At 59.9% G+C, this 14,617-nt stretch carries 13 protein-coding genes; 8 read left to right on the top strand and 5 right to left on the bottom strand.

Features of this window, described 5'->3' with window-relative positions:
- The first annotated feature begins 261 nt into the window (after window positions 1–261).
- The 7 genes from A8O26_RS02335 (at window position 262) to A8O26_RS02365 (ending at window position 8,261) form a co-directional block, all read left to right on the top strand.
- The gene (locus A8O26_RS02335; protein ID WP_064116583.1) at window positions 262–1,920 is read left to right on the top strand and encodes a Na/Pi cotransporter family protein; all 1,659 of its coding nucleotides are present in this window, start codon (window positions 262–264) and stop codon (window positions 1,918–1,920) included.
- A 166-nt stretch (window positions 1,921–2,086) separates the two neighbouring features.
- Window positions 2,087–3,478: a M16 family metallopeptidase gene (locus tag A8O26_RS02340; protein WP_064116584.1), complete on the top strand. Its 1,392-nt coding sequence runs from the start codon at window positions 2,087–2,089 to the stop codon at window positions 3,476–3,478.
- Window positions 3,479–3,669: 191 nt separating this feature from the next.
- On the top strand, window positions 3,670–4,698 hold the full coding sequence (locus A8O26_RS02345; RefSeq protein WP_064116585.1) for a DUF5924 family protein: 1,029 nt from the start codon (window positions 3,670–3,672) through the stop codon (window positions 4,696–4,698).
- Between the two features lie 54 nt (window positions 4,699–4,752).
- Window positions 4,753–5,901 (top strand): ABC transporter permease, encoded by a 1,149-nt coding sequence (locus tag A8O26_RS02350; RefSeq protein ID WP_064116586.1) that lies wholly within the window; start codon window positions 4,753–4,755, stop codon window positions 5,899–5,901.
- Entirely contained in the window at window positions 5,898–6,701 is an 804-nt protein-coding gene (locus tag A8O26_RS02355) for an ABC transporter ATP-binding protein (protein ID WP_007911797.1), read from the top strand. Before A8O26_RS02350 ends, A8O26_RS02355 begins: the two co-directional genes overlap by 4 nt.
- 1 nt (window position 6,702) lies before the next feature.
- Window positions 6,703–7,641, top strand: coding sequence for an MlaD family protein (locus A8O26_RS02360; protein WP_064116587.1), 939 nt, complete (start codon window positions 6,703–6,705; stop codon window positions 7,639–7,641).
- Complete coding sequence (locus A8O26_RS02365) at window positions 7,638–8,261, top strand: ABC-type transport auxiliary lipoprotein family protein (protein WP_064116588.1); 624 nt, start codon at window positions 7,638–7,640, stop codon at window positions 8,259–8,261. The genes A8O26_RS02360 and A8O26_RS02365 overlap by 4 nt, the downstream gene beginning before the upstream one ends.
- Window positions 8,262–8,379: 118 nt before the next feature.
- Here A8O26_RS02365 and A8O26_RS02370 read toward each other — a convergent pair whose 3' ends face one another.
- The 5 genes from A8O26_RS02370 to A8O26_RS02385 form a co-directional block, all read right to left on the bottom strand.
- Window positions 8,380–9,609, bottom strand: a complete 1,230-nt coding sequence (locus A8O26_RS02370) for a nucleoside recognition domain-containing protein (RefSeq protein ID WP_007911793.1) — start codon at window positions 9,607–9,609, stop codon at window positions 8,380–8,382.
- Window positions 9,610–9,811: 202 nt separating this feature from the next.
- Window positions 9,812–11,143, bottom strand: coding sequence for a glutamate/aspartate:proton symporter GltP (gltP, locus tag A8O26_RS02375; protein WP_064116589.1), 1,332 nt, complete (start codon window positions 11,141–11,143; stop codon window positions 9,812–9,814).
- 701 nt (window positions 11,144–11,844) lie between these two features.
- Window positions 11,845–12,309: an inhibitor of vertebrate lysozyme family protein gene (locus A8O26_RS02380; RefSeq protein ID WP_064116590.1), complete on the bottom strand. Its 465-nt coding sequence runs from the start codon at window positions 12,307–12,309 to the stop codon at window positions 11,845–11,847.
- A gap of 2 nt (window positions 12,310–12,311) precedes the next feature.
- Window positions 12,312–12,476, bottom strand: coding sequence for a DUF1328 domain-containing protein (locus tag A8O26_RS29185; protein WP_003177151.1), 165 nt, complete (start codon window positions 12,474–12,476; stop codon window positions 12,312–12,314).
- A 73-nt stretch (window positions 12,477–12,549) separates the two neighbouring features.
- A complete protein-coding gene (locus tag A8O26_RS02385; protein ID WP_064116591.1) occupies window positions 12,550–12,834 on the bottom strand; it encodes a hypothetical protein in 285 nt (94 codons plus the stop codon).
- Window positions 12,835–13,261: 427 nt separating this feature from the next.
- On the opposite strand from A8O26_RS02385, the gene algB reads away from it, so the two are divergent.
- Entirely contained in the window at window positions 13,262–14,608 is a 1,347-nt protein-coding gene (gene algB / locus A8O26_RS02390) for a sigma-54-dependent response regulator transcription factor AlgB (RefSeq protein ID WP_025112294.1), read from the top strand.
- Window positions 14,609–14,617 lie beyond the last annotated feature (9 nt).

Raw genomic sequence — 14,617 nt, forward strand, 5'->3', positions numbered from 1 at the left:
GTCGACAGAAATGTAGGCTGGCCCACCGCTTTCGCGAGCAAGCTCGCTCCCACATTTATTTTCGGCAACACACAGAACCGTGTCGGATTCAGGTGAGTGTATGAAGCGCTTTTCATGACACTTTTGTTTCAATCGACACTTTAGCTGTGCAATGCTGGCGTCCAGACCGTTAGCCAACTACAGCTTAAGTATCAAAAACGTAGAAACCGCGCGGTACCGTCAACTTGCTCCTCTGGGGCACTGCTAATACAGGGGGTCTGCATGCTCACCCTGCTCAATCTGCTTTCCGCCGTCGCCCTGCTGATCTGGGGCACGCACATTGTCCGAACCGGCATCCTGCGGGTGTACGGCACCAACCTGCGCCATGTGATTGGCCAGAACATGTCCAAGCGCTGGCTCGCCTTTGTCGCCGGCATCGTCGTCACCGCGATGGTGCAGAGCAGCAACGCGACGGCGATGCTCGTGACGTCCTTCGTCGGCCAGGGGTTGATGGCGCTGACCCCGGCGCTGGCGACCATGCTTGGCGCCGACGTCGGTACCGCGCTGATGGCGCGGGTGCTGACGTTCGACCTGTCGTGGCTGTCGCCGCTGCTGATTTTCCTCGGGGTGATTTTCTTTCTGTCGCGCAAACAGACGCGGCTCGGGCAAATGGGCCGGGTGTCCATTGGCCTCGGGCTGATCATTCTCGCGCTGCAATTGATCGTCGAAGCCGCCGCGCCGATCACCCACGCCCAAGGCGTGAAAGTGATATTCGCTTCGCTGACCGGCGACATCCTCCTCGACGCCCTGGTCGGCGCGCTGTTCGCGATGATTTCCTACTCCAGCCTCGCCGCCGTGCTGCTCACCGCGACGCTGGCCGGCGCCAGTGTGATCAGCCTGCCGGTGGCGATCGGTCTGGTGATTGGCGCCAACATCGGCAGCGGCGTGCTGGCGTTCATGAGCACCAGCATGCAGAACGCCGCCGGCCGGCAAGTGGCGCTGGGTAGCCTGTTGTACAAACTGATCGGCCTGTTGCTGATCATTCCGGTGCTCGACCCGCTGGTGCACTGGATCGACAGCCTCGATTTCAGCCCGCAGGAAATGGTCATCGGCTTCCACCTGCTCTACAACACTGCGCGCTGCCTGATTCTGCTGCCCAGCGTCGGGCCGATGGCGCGACTGTGCGCGTGGTTGCTGCCGGAGCGCCCGGAGGTCAACGGCAGGGCCAAGCCGCGTCACCTCGATGCCACCGCACTGGTCACGCCGAGTCTGGCGCTGGCCAACGCCGCGCGGGAAACCCTGCGCATGGGCGATCTGCTGGAGAACATGCTCGACGCCACCCTTGATGTACTGCGCGGCAAGCAGACGGCGGTGACCCAGGAAATTCGGCGCCTGACCGATGACATCGAGTCGCTGTACAGCGCGATCAAGCTGTACCTGGCGCAGATGCCCCGCGAAGACCTCGGCGAGCAGGACAGTCGGCGCTGGGCCGAAATCATTGAACTGGCGATCAACCTGAAACTGGCCAGCGACCTGATCGAACGCATGCTGCGCAAGATCCAGCAGCAGAAAACCTCGCAGCGCCGCTCGTTCTCCGAGGAAGGTCTGGAAGATCTGGCCGGTCTGCAACAGCAATTGATCTCTAACCTGCGCCTGGGCCTCTCGGTGTTTCTCAGCGGCGACCGCGAAAGTGCCCGGCAGTTGTTGCGCGAAAAACGTCGCTTCCGCGCACAGGAACGCCGGTTGGCGCATGCGCATGTCAGCCGTTTGCAACGCAAGATCGTGCAGAGTATCGAGACCAGTTCGCTGCACCTGGAGTTGATTGCCGACATGAAACGGCTGAATTCGCTGTTCTGCGGCAGTGCCTATGTGGTGCTGGAAACGGCGGACACCGGGGCGCTTGAGTCGGATGATATGGCCGACATTACGCATTCGCCTTGAACGTCTGGAGCTGGGGTTAGTCAGTAACTTTGATTCAGCTTTAAGACCTTCGCGAGCAGGCTCGCTCCCACAGGGGAATGCGTTTCAAAAGTGGGAGTGAGCCTGCTCGCGAATGGCGGCCTGAATAGCGACACGGATCTCCAAATCAGCCGTATGGAAGCCTGTTATGCGTTGCCTGTTGTTCGCCTGTCTGTTGCTCGGTTCCCTGCCTGCCTTTGCCCTGGATCGTTTTCAGGTCGAAGGCTATGCGCTGCCCAACGGTTTGCAACTGCTGCTCAAGCCCGGCACTGAACGCGGGCATGTGGCGATCCGGCTGGTGGTCGGCGTTGGTCTCGATGATTTCGACTGCGATGAAAAAGAGCTGCCGCACCTGCTCGAACACCTGCTGTTCAGCGGTATCGACGCGACCGGCGAAGGTGGTTTAGAGGAGCGCATGCAGGCGCTGGGCGGTGACTGGAACGCGTTCACCAGCAATGCCGACACCACTTTCGTCATCGAAGCCCCGGCGAAGAATCAGCGCAAGGTGCTCGACCTGCTGCTCGACTTGCTCACGCAAACGCGCATCGACGACAACGCGATCAATGCCGCCAAACGCGTGGTCGAGCGCGAGGACGGCGGCCATTACACTCGCCTGCAACGCTTTCTCGACCGTCAGGATCTGGGCCACACCGCGAGCAATCAACTCGCCGTCGAGCTGGGTCTGAAATGCCCGCAGCGCGCCGAGGTCGGCCACCTGACCCAGGAACAACTGGAGAAGGTGCGCAAGGCCTGGTACGCGCCGAACAACATGACGCTGATCGTCGTCGGCGAACTCGACAAACTGCTGCCGGCCTATCTGGAACGCACCTGGGGCGCCCTCGAAGCCGTCGACCCGAGCGAACATCGGCCGCTGCCGGACATCCGCACCAGCGCCGCGCATGAACGCACCCTCACTCGTGGTTTCATCGGCGACAGCGCCAAGTTGCACTGGCTGGTGCCGGAACCGGTGATCGACGATCAATACGACCAGACCTTCGACATCCTCAAGGATTACCTCGACTGGGCGCTGTATCGGCAGATCCGCCTCAATCATGGCTTGTCCTACGGGCCGTGGGCCGAGCGCGAGGTGTTTGGCGGCGTCGGTTTCATGAGCCTGAATGCCGATCTGGATCGCGATGATGTCGACGAAGCGATTCAGGTGCTGGAAGACCTCAAGGCTGATCTGCTGAAAAACGGCCTCGACCCGGACACGTTCGCGCGGATCAAACAGGCTTCGATCGCCCATCAGGCGTGGGCGGTGCAAGGCAACAGCGCGATGGCGGATTACTACTGGAGCGCCCTCGGCGATTACGAGGACGGCCGCTTTGCCAACCCGGCGCGCGAACTGCAAGGCGTGACGCTGGAAGCGGCGAACAAGGCCATGCGTGAGTTGCTGCTGCAGCCGGGGTATCTGCGGATTGAAAAACCTTTGATCAGTGATGATCAGGTGTTGTGGTTGAGTGCGGGTGGGTTGGGTGTGTTGCTATTGATCCTGATCGGCTGGCGTTTGCACCACCGTCGAAAACCCGCCGAACACTGACCTCTGTGGGAGCGAGCTTGCTCGCGAAGGCGTCGTGTCAGTCACTGCAATGTTGTATGACCCACCGCTTTCGCGAGCAGGCTCGCTCCCACAGGGTCAGGGGGTGAATTTACTGACCGGCAGCCTCGCCACAGCGCCCGGTGGGCGCTACTCTGTCGAGGTTTTTTCCTACAGCGTTGTGAACTGCCCAAATGCCGAAAATACAGCTCCTGATCCAGCGCATTCTCGAACTGATGAAGCGCTATCCCGGGGTCATTGCGCTCGGCGGTTTCATCTCCGGAGTCGGCAGTTTCATCATGGTCGATCGTCAGCAAGGGCTGGCGAGCTGGATCACCGTGATCATGCTGCTCAGCTGGATCTGGCTGATGCTGGAAAACACCCTCACCGGCCTCTTCACTCGCGTGTTCAAACGCGAGATTCCCCAGCCGCTGTTGCGTTACGCGACGCAGATGATCCATCAGGAAAGCCTGTTTTTCGTCCTGCCGTTCTTCTTCATCACCACGACGTGGAACAGCGGCCAGTTGTTCTTCACTGGCCTGCTCAGCGTCGCGGCACTGATCTCGATCGTCGATCCGCTCTATTACAAATGGCTGGCGCCACGGCGCTGGGCGTTTCTGGCGTTGCACACCCTGACGTTGTTCGCTGCCCTGCTCACCGCATTGCCGGTGATCATGCACCTGACCACGGCGCAGAGCTTCAAGTGGGCGCTGGGGATTGCCGTGCTGTTGTCGTTCCCGAGCCTGGCGTCGATTTTCCCGATCCGCACGGTGCGCAACGCCTTGGCGATCCTGTGCATCACGGTTGGCATTGGCGGCGTCGGCTGGGCGCTGCGCTCGTGGGTGCCGCCGGCGACACTGTGGATGACCGACGTGGCGATCAGCACGCAACTGCAGGATCGCACCCCCGGTGACAGCCTCGATGAGGTCAGCGCCGAGCAGATCCGCAACGGCGGGCTCTACGCCTACACCGCGATCAACGCGCCACGCGGGCTCGATGAGCGGATTTATCACGTCTGGCAGTTCAACGGCAAAGAGGTCGACCGCATCGCCCTCGATATCCATGGCGGGCGCAAGGAAGGCTACCGCGCGTGGACGCACAAGCAGAATTTCCCCGGCAACCCGGCGGGCAAATGGCAGGTGCGCGTGTTGACCGAGGATGGCCAGGTGATTGGCGTGCTGCGCTTCGAAGTCACCGACAGCACAGCGATCAAAGAAAAGTAATCCGGTTCGTGCTATTACGTTAGTTCGCTTAGCAGACGAACAAGCACGGAGCTTATGACCAGCAGCTCGATCAGCGGTAATGCCCAACTGGACACGTCGATCAGCCCTGCCCGCTTGCGGGTCACCGGGGACTGGACGCTTGCCCATTACGCCGAGCTCAAGCAACTGAGCGAAAAGCTCCACGGCCAGTACGACGCCAACACCCCGATTGATCTGAACAGCCTCGGCGCCCTCGACACCGCTGGCGCTTCGTTGCTGGTCGAACTGCTCGGCTCCGAGCGCCTCGGTAAATCCGCCGAACACCCCGATTGCACCCTGACCTCCGCCGACCGCGCGCTGCTACAAACCGTGTATTGCTCGATGACCGATTTCTGCGTGCCAATCAAGGAGCCGGAAATCAGCGTCAGCGTGCAATTGCTCACGCGCATCGGTCGTGCGGTCGATACGGTCTGGCAAGACACCCTGCAACTGCTCGGTTTCGTCGGCCTGATTCTGGAAACCATCGCTCGCAACCTGTTCCGGCCCAAGCGCTGGCGCATTACGCCAATGATCGCGCACATCGAACAGACCGGCCTCGACGCTGCACCCATCGTGGCGCTGCTGACCTTTCTGGTCGGTGCGGTGGTGGCGTTTCTCGGTGCGACGGTGCTGGCCAGTTTCGGCGCGACGATTTTTACCGTGGATCTGGTCGGGTTTTCGTTCCTGCGCGAATTCGGCGTATTGCTCACAGCGATCCTGATGGCCGGGCGCACAGCCAGTGCCTTCACCGCGCAAATCGGCTCGATGAAGGCCAACGAAGAAATCGATGCGATCCGCACCCTCGGCCTCGACCCGATGGAGTTGCTGGTGGTGCCGCGCGTGCTGGCGATGCTGGTGGCGCTGCCGATGCTGACGTTTTTGGCGATGCTCTGCGGGATCATTGGCGGCGGCGTGGTCTGCGCGGTGTCGCTGGATATTTCGCCGGCGATGTTCCTGACGCTGTTGCAGTCGGACATCGGCGTTCAGCATTTTCTGGTCGGCTTGGTCAAAGCGCCGATCTTCGCCTTCATCATCGCCGCGATTGGCTGCCTGGAAGGCTTCAAGGTCAGCGGCAGCGCCGAGTCGGTCGGCGCCCACACCACGTCCGCCGTGGTCCAATCGATTTTCGTGGTGATCGTGCTCGACGCGGTGGCCGCGCTGTTCTTCATGGAGATGGGCTGGTGAGTCGTCTACCCCGCGCGCCCTCGGAGGCGGTGATCGAAGTCCGTGGCCTGTGCAATCGTTTCGGCAGCCAGAGCGTGCACGAGAACCTTGATCTGGATTTGTACAAAGGCGAAATCCTCGCCGTGGTCGGCGGTTCTGGCAGCGGTAAGTCGGTGCTGTTGCGCAGCATTGTCGGTTTGCGCCGGCCCAGCGAAGGCATGGTCAAAGTGTTTGGCAAGAACCTGCCGAGCCTGTCCGAGCATGAACGTTCGCTGGTCGAGCGACGCTTTGGTGTGTTGTTTCAGAAAGGCGCGCTGTTCTCCTCGCTGACCGTCACCGAGAACGTCGCCCTGCCCCTCATCGAACACGCCGGCCTCAGTCGCAATGATGCCGAGCACCTCGCGGCGGTGAAGCTGGCGCTGGCCGGGCTGCCGCTGTCGGCGGCGGACAAGTACCCGGCATCGCTGTCCGGCGGCATGATCAAACGCGCCGCGCTGGCCCGGGCGCTGGCGTTGGATCCGGACATTCTGTTTCTCGATGAACCCACCGCCGGACTCGATCCGATCGGCGCGGCGCAGTTCGATCAACTGATCCTGACCCTGCGCGATGCGCTCGGCCTCAGTGTGTTTCTGGTGACCCACGACCTCGACACGCTCTACACCATCACCGACCGCGTGGCCGTGCTGGCGCAGAAGAAAGTGCTGGTCGCAGGACCCATCGACGTCGTCTCGGAAACCGACGACGCGTGGATTCACGAATACTTCCACGGCCCGCGCGGCCGCTCGGCGCTGGACGCCGCCAAATTGCTCAACGAGGTCTGACATGGAAACCCGAGCGCATCATGTATTGATCGGCTTGTTCACCGTGATCGTGGTGGCAGGCGCCCTGCTCTTCGGCCTGTTCCTGGCCAAGTCCAGTGTCGATACCGAGTTCAAGGACTACGAGATTGTCTTCAGTGAAGCGGTCAGCGGTTTGTCCAAGGGCAGCCCGGTGCAGTACAGCGGGATCAAGGTCGGCGATGTGATCAACCTGCGTCTTGACCCAAAAGATCCACGGCGGGTGCTGGCGCGGATTCGTCTGGCTGGGGACACGCCGGTCAAGGAAGACACCCAGGCGAAACTGGCGCTGGCCGGGATCACCGGCACCTCGATCATCCAGCTCAGCGGTGGTACGCCCGAGAGCCCGAAACTGCGTGGCCGCGACGGCAACTTGCCGACCATCGTCGCCTCGCCCTCGCCTATCTCGCGGCTGCTCAATGACAGTAACGATTTGATGACCGGTATTACTGCACTGCTGCAGAACGCCAACCAGATGTTTTCGGCTGAAAACGTCGAGCGCGTGAGCAAGACCCTCGCCCACCTTGAACAAACCACCGGCACCATCAACGATCAGCGCGGCGACATCAAGCAAGCGATGCAGCAACTGGCGACCGTCGGCAAACAGGCCGGCAGCATGCTCGAACAGACTTCGCTGCTGATGCGCAACGCCAACGGCTTGATCAATGATCAGGGCAAACAGGCGCTGGGCAGCGCCGAGCAAGCCATGAAGTCGCTGGAGCAAAGCACCGCGACGATCAGCACCTTGCTCAGCAAAAACGAAAACTCCCTCGACAACGGCATGCAGGGCCTCAATGGCCTGGCCCCGGCGATCCGCGAACTGCGCGAGACGCTGACCTCGCTGCGCGCCATCTCGCAACGCCTTGAGGCCAACCCCAGCGGCTACCTGCTGGGCCGTGACAAGAACAAGGAATTCACGCCATGAAGCTGACTCGACTTGCCCTCCTCGCCGGCTTCACGCTGATCAGCGCCTGTTCGATTCTGCCCCAGTCCGAGCCGTCGGATGTCTATCGCTTGCCGACCGCACAGGCGCCCACCCCGGCCAGTTCGGCGGCTGCTCAGCCTTGGTCGTTGCGGTTGAACAAGTTGCAGGCGAGTGAGGCGTTGAATCGGCCGACGATTGCGGTGATTCCACAGGGTGACGTGATCAGCAGTTACAAGGCCTCGCGCTGGAGCGATCCGGCGCCGGTGCTGATGCGTAACCGTTTGCTCGACGGCTTTGCGCGCGATGGCCGGGTGACGCTGCTCAGTACCGATGACAGCAACTTTGCGGCGGATCTGGAATTGGGCGGCAGCTTGCAGGCGTTTCAGACGGAATATCAGGGCTCGCAGGCCAGTGTCGTGGTGCGGGTTGATGCGCTGCTGGTGCGTGGCTACGACCAGCGGATTCTCGCCAGTCGGCGCTTTGAAGAGCGTCAGCCGTTGAGTGATGTTCAGGTGCCTGCGGTGGTCGCGGGGTTTGGCCAGGCCAGTGATCGTCTGACCGCCAAAGTCGTGGCTTGGGCTGTCAACCAGGGCCAGAAACTCGCCCCCCCAAAACCTTAAACCCGACACAATCCCTGTGGGAGCGAGCTTGCTCGCGAATGCGGCGGGTCATTCAGCGATGATGTTGACTGACTGGACGCCTTCGCGAGCAAGCTCGCTCCCACAATGGGATTAGTGGTTAGCCGAAGAACCAGTAGCAGACGAAGATAGCCCCGACCACACCAGCAAACTCCGCCAACAACGCACACCCCACCGCATGCCGCGCCCGTTGAATTCCCACCGCGCCGAAGTACACCGCCAGCACATAGAACGTCGTCTCGGTACTGCCCTGAATCGTCGCCGCGACCAATGCCGGGAAACTGTCGACGCCCGAGGTCTTCATGGTCTCGATCAACATCGCCCGCGCCGCACTGCCGGAAAACGGTTTGACCATCGCCGTCGGCAGCGCATCGACAAACCGCGTGTCCCAGCCGGCCCACTCGACCAGATGACGAATGCCGTCCAGACCAAAATCCAGTGCCCCGGAAGCACGCAACACACCCACCGCACAGAGCATCGCTACCAGATATGGCAGCAGATTCTTCGCGACATCGAAGCCTTCCTTCGCGCCTTCAACGAACGCCTCGTAGACCTTCACCTTCTTCAGCGCGCCGATCAGCAAAAACAGCATGATCAACCCGAACAGCGTGAGATTGCCGAGGATCGACGACAATCCGGCCAAAGCCGTTGCCGAAAGCGTACCCAGCAATGCCATGAATCCACCGAGGATCAGCGCACCGGGAATCAAGTAAGCCAACACCACCGGATCCCAGATTCGCAGGCGCTGCATGAACGCCACCGAGAGGAAACCGACAATCGTCGAGCAACTGGTCGCCAGCAGAATTGGCAGGAATACCAGCGTCGGGTCCGGCGCACCTTGCTGGGCGCGGTACATGAAGATCGTCACCGGCAGCAGCGTCAGGGAGGAGGCGTTGAGCACCAGAAAGAGGATTTGCGCGTTACTGGCGATGGTGGCACTGGGGTTGAGCTCCTGCAGCGCCTTCATGGCTTTCAGGCCGATCGGCGTGGCCGCGTTGTCGAGGCCCAGACCGTTGGCAGCAAAGTTCAGCGTAATGAGGCCAAGGGCAGGGTGACCGGCCGGGACTTCCGGCATCAGCCGCAGGAACAGCGGGCCGAGGACTTTCGCCAGCCATTCGACGATCCCGGCCTTCTCGGCAATGCGCAGAAAGCCCAGCCACAGAGTGAGGGTGCCGAACAGCAGCACCATGACTTCGACCGAGAGCTTGGCCATGGCGAAAATGCTTTCCACCATCGCCGCAAAGATCCCGGCGTTGCCGCCGATCAGCCACTGCGCCAGCGCCGATACGGCTGCGACGATAAAGAAGCCAAGCCACAGGCCATTAAGCATCAGTCAAATCCCCCGAAGAATGCGGCGAATGATAGCGGGGTCGCCAGAAACGACAAACCCCGGATTTCTCCGGGGTTCGTTGGTAAGCCTTGCATCAATCACTGTGGGAGCGAGCTTGCTCGCGAAGGCGGTGTGTCAATCAACATAATTGTTGGATGTGCCGGCCTCTTCGCGAGCAAGCTCGCTCCCACAGGGTTTTGCGTTACGGCTTGGAGATTTCGCCCGCTGGCAGTTTTTCCTTGCTGCGCCAGTGTGGCAGGGAGTTCCAGTAGCGCTCGCCCTTGGCGTCATCGTACATGCCTTCCCAGCGCGAGATCACCAGCACGGCCAGTGCGTTACCGATCACGTTCAGTGCGGTACGGGCCATGTCCATGACGCGGTCGACACCGGCGATGAACGCCAGGCCTTCCAGCGGAATACCCACGCTGCCCAGGGTAGCCAGCAGCACCACGAAGGACACGCCCGGTACACCGGCGATGCCTTTGGACGTAACCATCAGGGTCAGCACCAGCAACAGTTGCTGGCTGATCGACAGGTCGATGCCGTACAGCTGCGCGATGAAGATCGCCGCGATCGATTGGTACAGAGTCGAACCGTCGAGGTTGAACGAGTAACCGGTCGGTACCACGAAGCTGCAGATGGCTTTCGGCGCGCCGTAGGCTTCCATCTTCTCGATCACGCGCGGCAGCACGGTTTCCGAAGAAGCGGTGGAGTAGGCCAGCACCAGCTCATCCTTGAAGATGCGCATCAGCTTGAACACCGAGAAACCGAACAGCTTGGCGATCAGGCCCAGCACCACGAAGGCGAAGAAAGCGATGGCGAAGTAAACCAGGATCACCAGTTTGGCCAGCGGCACCAGCGAGGCGAAACCGAAGTTGGCGACGGTCACCGCGATCAGTGCGAACACGCCGATCGGCGCATAGTTCATGATCATGTGGGTGACTTTGAACATGCTTTCCGAGACGCCCTGGAACATCTTCACCAGCGGCTCGCGCAGGTCCGACTGCAGGCTCGACAGACCGAGACCGAACAATACGGAGAAGAAGATGATCGGCAGCATTTCGCCGCGGGCCATGGCCGCGAAGATGTTCGACGGGATCAGGTTGAGGATGGTCTCGATGAACGCGTGTTCATGCTGTACTTCGGCGGCGGTCGCCTGGTACTTGGAGATGTCCACCGTACCGAGGGTGCTCATGTCGATGCCGGCGCCCGGATGGAACAGGTTGGCCAGCAGCAGGCCGACGACGATGGCGATGGTGGTGACGATTTCGAAATAGATGATCGTCTTCAGGCCGATACGCCCGAGCTTCTTGGCGTCACCGACGCCGGCGATGCCGACAATCAGGGACGAGATGACGATCGGGATCACGATCATCTTGATCAGACGGATAAAGATATCGCCTGCTGGTTGCAGGACGTTACTGATCCACCAGGCCTTCTCGGCACTGAAATGGTTGAGCAACGCACCAATTGCAATCCCCAAAACCAGACCGATGAGGATCTGCCAGGCGAGGCTAATTTTTGCCTTCTTCATTATCTTTACCCTTACTTGCGTTTGACTCAGGCACATGCAGGAACTGGAACGCTCTTTAGCGGAAAAGTCTGTGCATCTGCCTCCGTATAAGGTGCCCCGAAGCGAGTGTTTACGGCTCTTCGGCAGGCGAAAAAAGGCGCAACTATTCCGATGCAAGGTTGCGCCGTCTAATGCCGTAAACGCCTACCCTATGCCGAATCGGCATGAGCTTTTTTAAATGAAACTGGCGTCCCAACCGGTTCGATTGTGACATTTCGGCCGGCATAAGTGCCGTGAACCGGCCATCACAGCGGAGGTTGGTTATTTTTTGAACGAGAAAATTCGACGAAAATTTTAGGAAAAAGCCTACGCAAGAAGACTAGAAGTCCTACTGTTTAAACGGTCTCTTTGTCGATATACGGTCGCGTGGAAACACCGCGTAATGTTTTCGCGCGCAGTGTCAGCGAAAAAAACCATGAGCTGGACGCTCTAGATCAACGTTTTGTTGAATTGAAAGCCCAGCGCAAGTCCGTCGAACCTCGGTGGGTCGGCGAACCTGCGGCGCAGCTTTTACCCTGACCCGGCCCTTGCGCAGGCACTCCCTGTACCCGTAGGTCACTCCGACCCTGTAACAGTCAGAACATCCCGGCCCCTTGGTCATGCGCCAGCCTTCCTCAGGTGGGCGCAATGGAGGGCAGCAGGGCGCTGCCCTCATGTTCAAATCAGTACCAGTTCGGATCTTTCTTCAGGGTTTCCATCAGAAGATCCTGCATGCCTTGATTCGGCTTGCCGAGGAAGCGGTAGGTGGCATGTCGCGTTGGCGACTTGTCGGCCGGCAGTCCTTCAGGCACATCGACGAGCATGGCGTAAGCATCTTTTTTGTCGAAACTGAACGCGACGATCAAGCGGTGGTTGAGGCATTTGTCTGCAGTTTCGCAGAGCGGCCCGACCAGATACTTGTCACCGTCTTCAGTCACGGCATTCATCTGTTGGTCAGGCGTGCCAGACAGGTTCATCACCCACTCCGGCAGGCGTTCTTCCTTCTTCACCACGCCTTCCCAGGTTTGCCGATATTGCGGGTCTGAGCTCAACAGTTCGTTAACCCGCGTCTGGCCATCATTGGCAGCCATCGCCATGGCACTACCGCCCAGAAGCAGGGCGGCTGCCAGTGTCTTTAACGCACTCATCGTTAACCTCGGCCGCGACGGCCAAAGAAGAAGGAAGCGATGAACATCACCAGGAACACGACAAAGAGAATCTTGGCGATACCCGTGGCGGTGCCCGCGATACCACCGAAGCCCAGTACTGCAGCGATGATGGCAATGATCAAGAATGTAATTGCCCAGCTCAACATGGTGATTCTCCTTACTTCTCTATTTAGGGGTGTTGCGTGTTCCGGCGCTGCGCGCCCGAATTCGTTTTGCTCTTTAGAAAACCCAACGCTCTTCACGTGGCAGCTGATCCAGTGGCTGTGCCTGGTCGACGTCCATCATGCGCATCGAGGCGCTCTCGGCCTGGCTGCTGCTGACGGCGCTGAAGTGCGTTTGCGTCTTGTGCTGGATCGAGATCAGCGGCTCAGCCTGCTGGCTGTTTTCCCAGCGCAGGTATTGCTGGCAAGCGATCAGAGTGATCAACAGCGCCAATACGCCAAACAGACCTTGCTGGATATGCAGTGGCGAGATACGCACTTGGGCGGCACGTTGGCGAGTCATCCTGGGTTCCTCACTCTTATTCGGTTGGGGCAGTTCATTTCTGCCCGGGCTGAGTAAGCTATTGCAGCCTGCATGCCAGTTTTTTAATCGAAAAATATTCAATAAAATCAACGTGTTACATGAATATGAAAAAACTTTCGCGACGCATCCTGCACGATGGGTCGTCTGGGATCGTGCGCAATGCACGATTTTTTCGTAGGAGATTTCATTCTTATGGAATTGCGAGCAGGGCGCAGATGTCAGAAAAGTACGCAGGGAATCCCCTGCAAATCGGCAATTGTTTAAAAAATCAGCAAAACCAACAACTTGGCTGTAAAGGCAGGAGAGAGCTACCCTCCTATGGCTGGCATCGTTCAGAATCAACCATGCAACTTGCCCGATTTTTCCGGGACTAACCCAAGACCAATCACTATGGAGCGTAGGAAAAATGGAATCTGCCACTGAGCATCAAGGCCGCATTCTGCTGGTGGACGACGAATCCGCCATCCTGCGTACCTTCCGTTATTGCCTCGAAGATGAAGGCTATACGGTTGCCACAGCCAACAGCGCGGCTCAGGCCGACGCCTTGCTGCAACGCCAGGTCTTCGACCTGTGCTTCCTTGATTTACGCCTTGGCGAAGACAACGGTCTCGACGTGTTGGCGCAGATGCGTATTCAGGCGCCGTGGATGCGCGTGGTCATCGTCACCGCGCATTCGGCAGTGGACACCGCCGTCGATGCGATCCAGGCCGGCGCCGCTGACTATCTGGTCAAGCCGTGCAGCCCGGATCAGTTGCGTCTGGCCACCGCCAAGCAACTGGAAGTGCGCCAACTGTCGGCGCGCCTCGAAGCCCTCGAAGGCGAGATCCGCAAGCCGAAGGACGGTCTCGATTCCCACAGCCCGGCGATGAAAGTCGTACTGGAAACGGCCCGCCAGGTCGCCAGCACTGACGCCAACATTCTTATCCTCGGCGAGTCCGGTACCGGTAAAGGTGAACTGGCCCGAGCGATTCACGGCTGGAGCAAACGAGAGAAGAAATCCTGCGTGACCATCAACTGCCCATCGCTGACGGCGGAACTGATGGAAAGCGAATTGTTCGGTCACAGCCGCGGTGCGTTCACCGGTGCCAGCGAAAGCACTTTGGGTCGGGTCAATCAGGCCGATGGCGGCACGCTGTTTCTCGACGAGATCGGCGATTTTCCGCTGACATTGCAACCCAAATTGCTGCGTTTCATTCAGGACAAGGAATACGAGCGGGTAGGGGATCCGGTCACCCGCCGCGCAGACGTGCGTATTCTGGCGGCGACCAATCTCAATCTTGAAGACATGGTTCGTGACGGTCGTTTCCGTGAAGACCTGCTGTATCGCCTGAACGTCATCACCCTGCATCTGCCGCCGCTGCGCGAGCGCGCCGAGGACATCCTGACCTTGGCCGATCGCTTCCTCGCCCGTTTCGTCAAAGAATACGCGCGCCCGGCACGGGGTTTCAGTGATGAGGCGCGTGAGGCGCTGCTCGGCTACCGCTGGCCGGGTAACATTCGCGAACTGCGCAACGTGGTCGAGCGCGCGAGCATCATCTGCCCGCAGGAGCGCGTGGAAATCAGCCACCTCGGCATGGCCGAGCAACCGGCCAACAACGCGCCAAGGGTGGGTGCCGCGCTGAGCCTGGATGAGCTGGAGAAAGCGCACATCGGTGCGGTGCTTGCCACCGCCGGCACGTTGGATCAAGCGGCGAAAACCTTGGGCATTGATGCTTCGACCCTTTATCGCAAGCGCAAGCAGTACAACCTGTGAGTGCCCGGC

This window comes from Pseudomonas fluorescens (assembly GCF_001648775.1).
In the GTDB taxonomy this organism is placed as follows: domain Bacteria; phylum Pseudomonadota; class Gammaproteobacteria; order Pseudomonadales; family Pseudomonadaceae; genus Aquipseudomonas; species Aquipseudomonas fluorescens_M.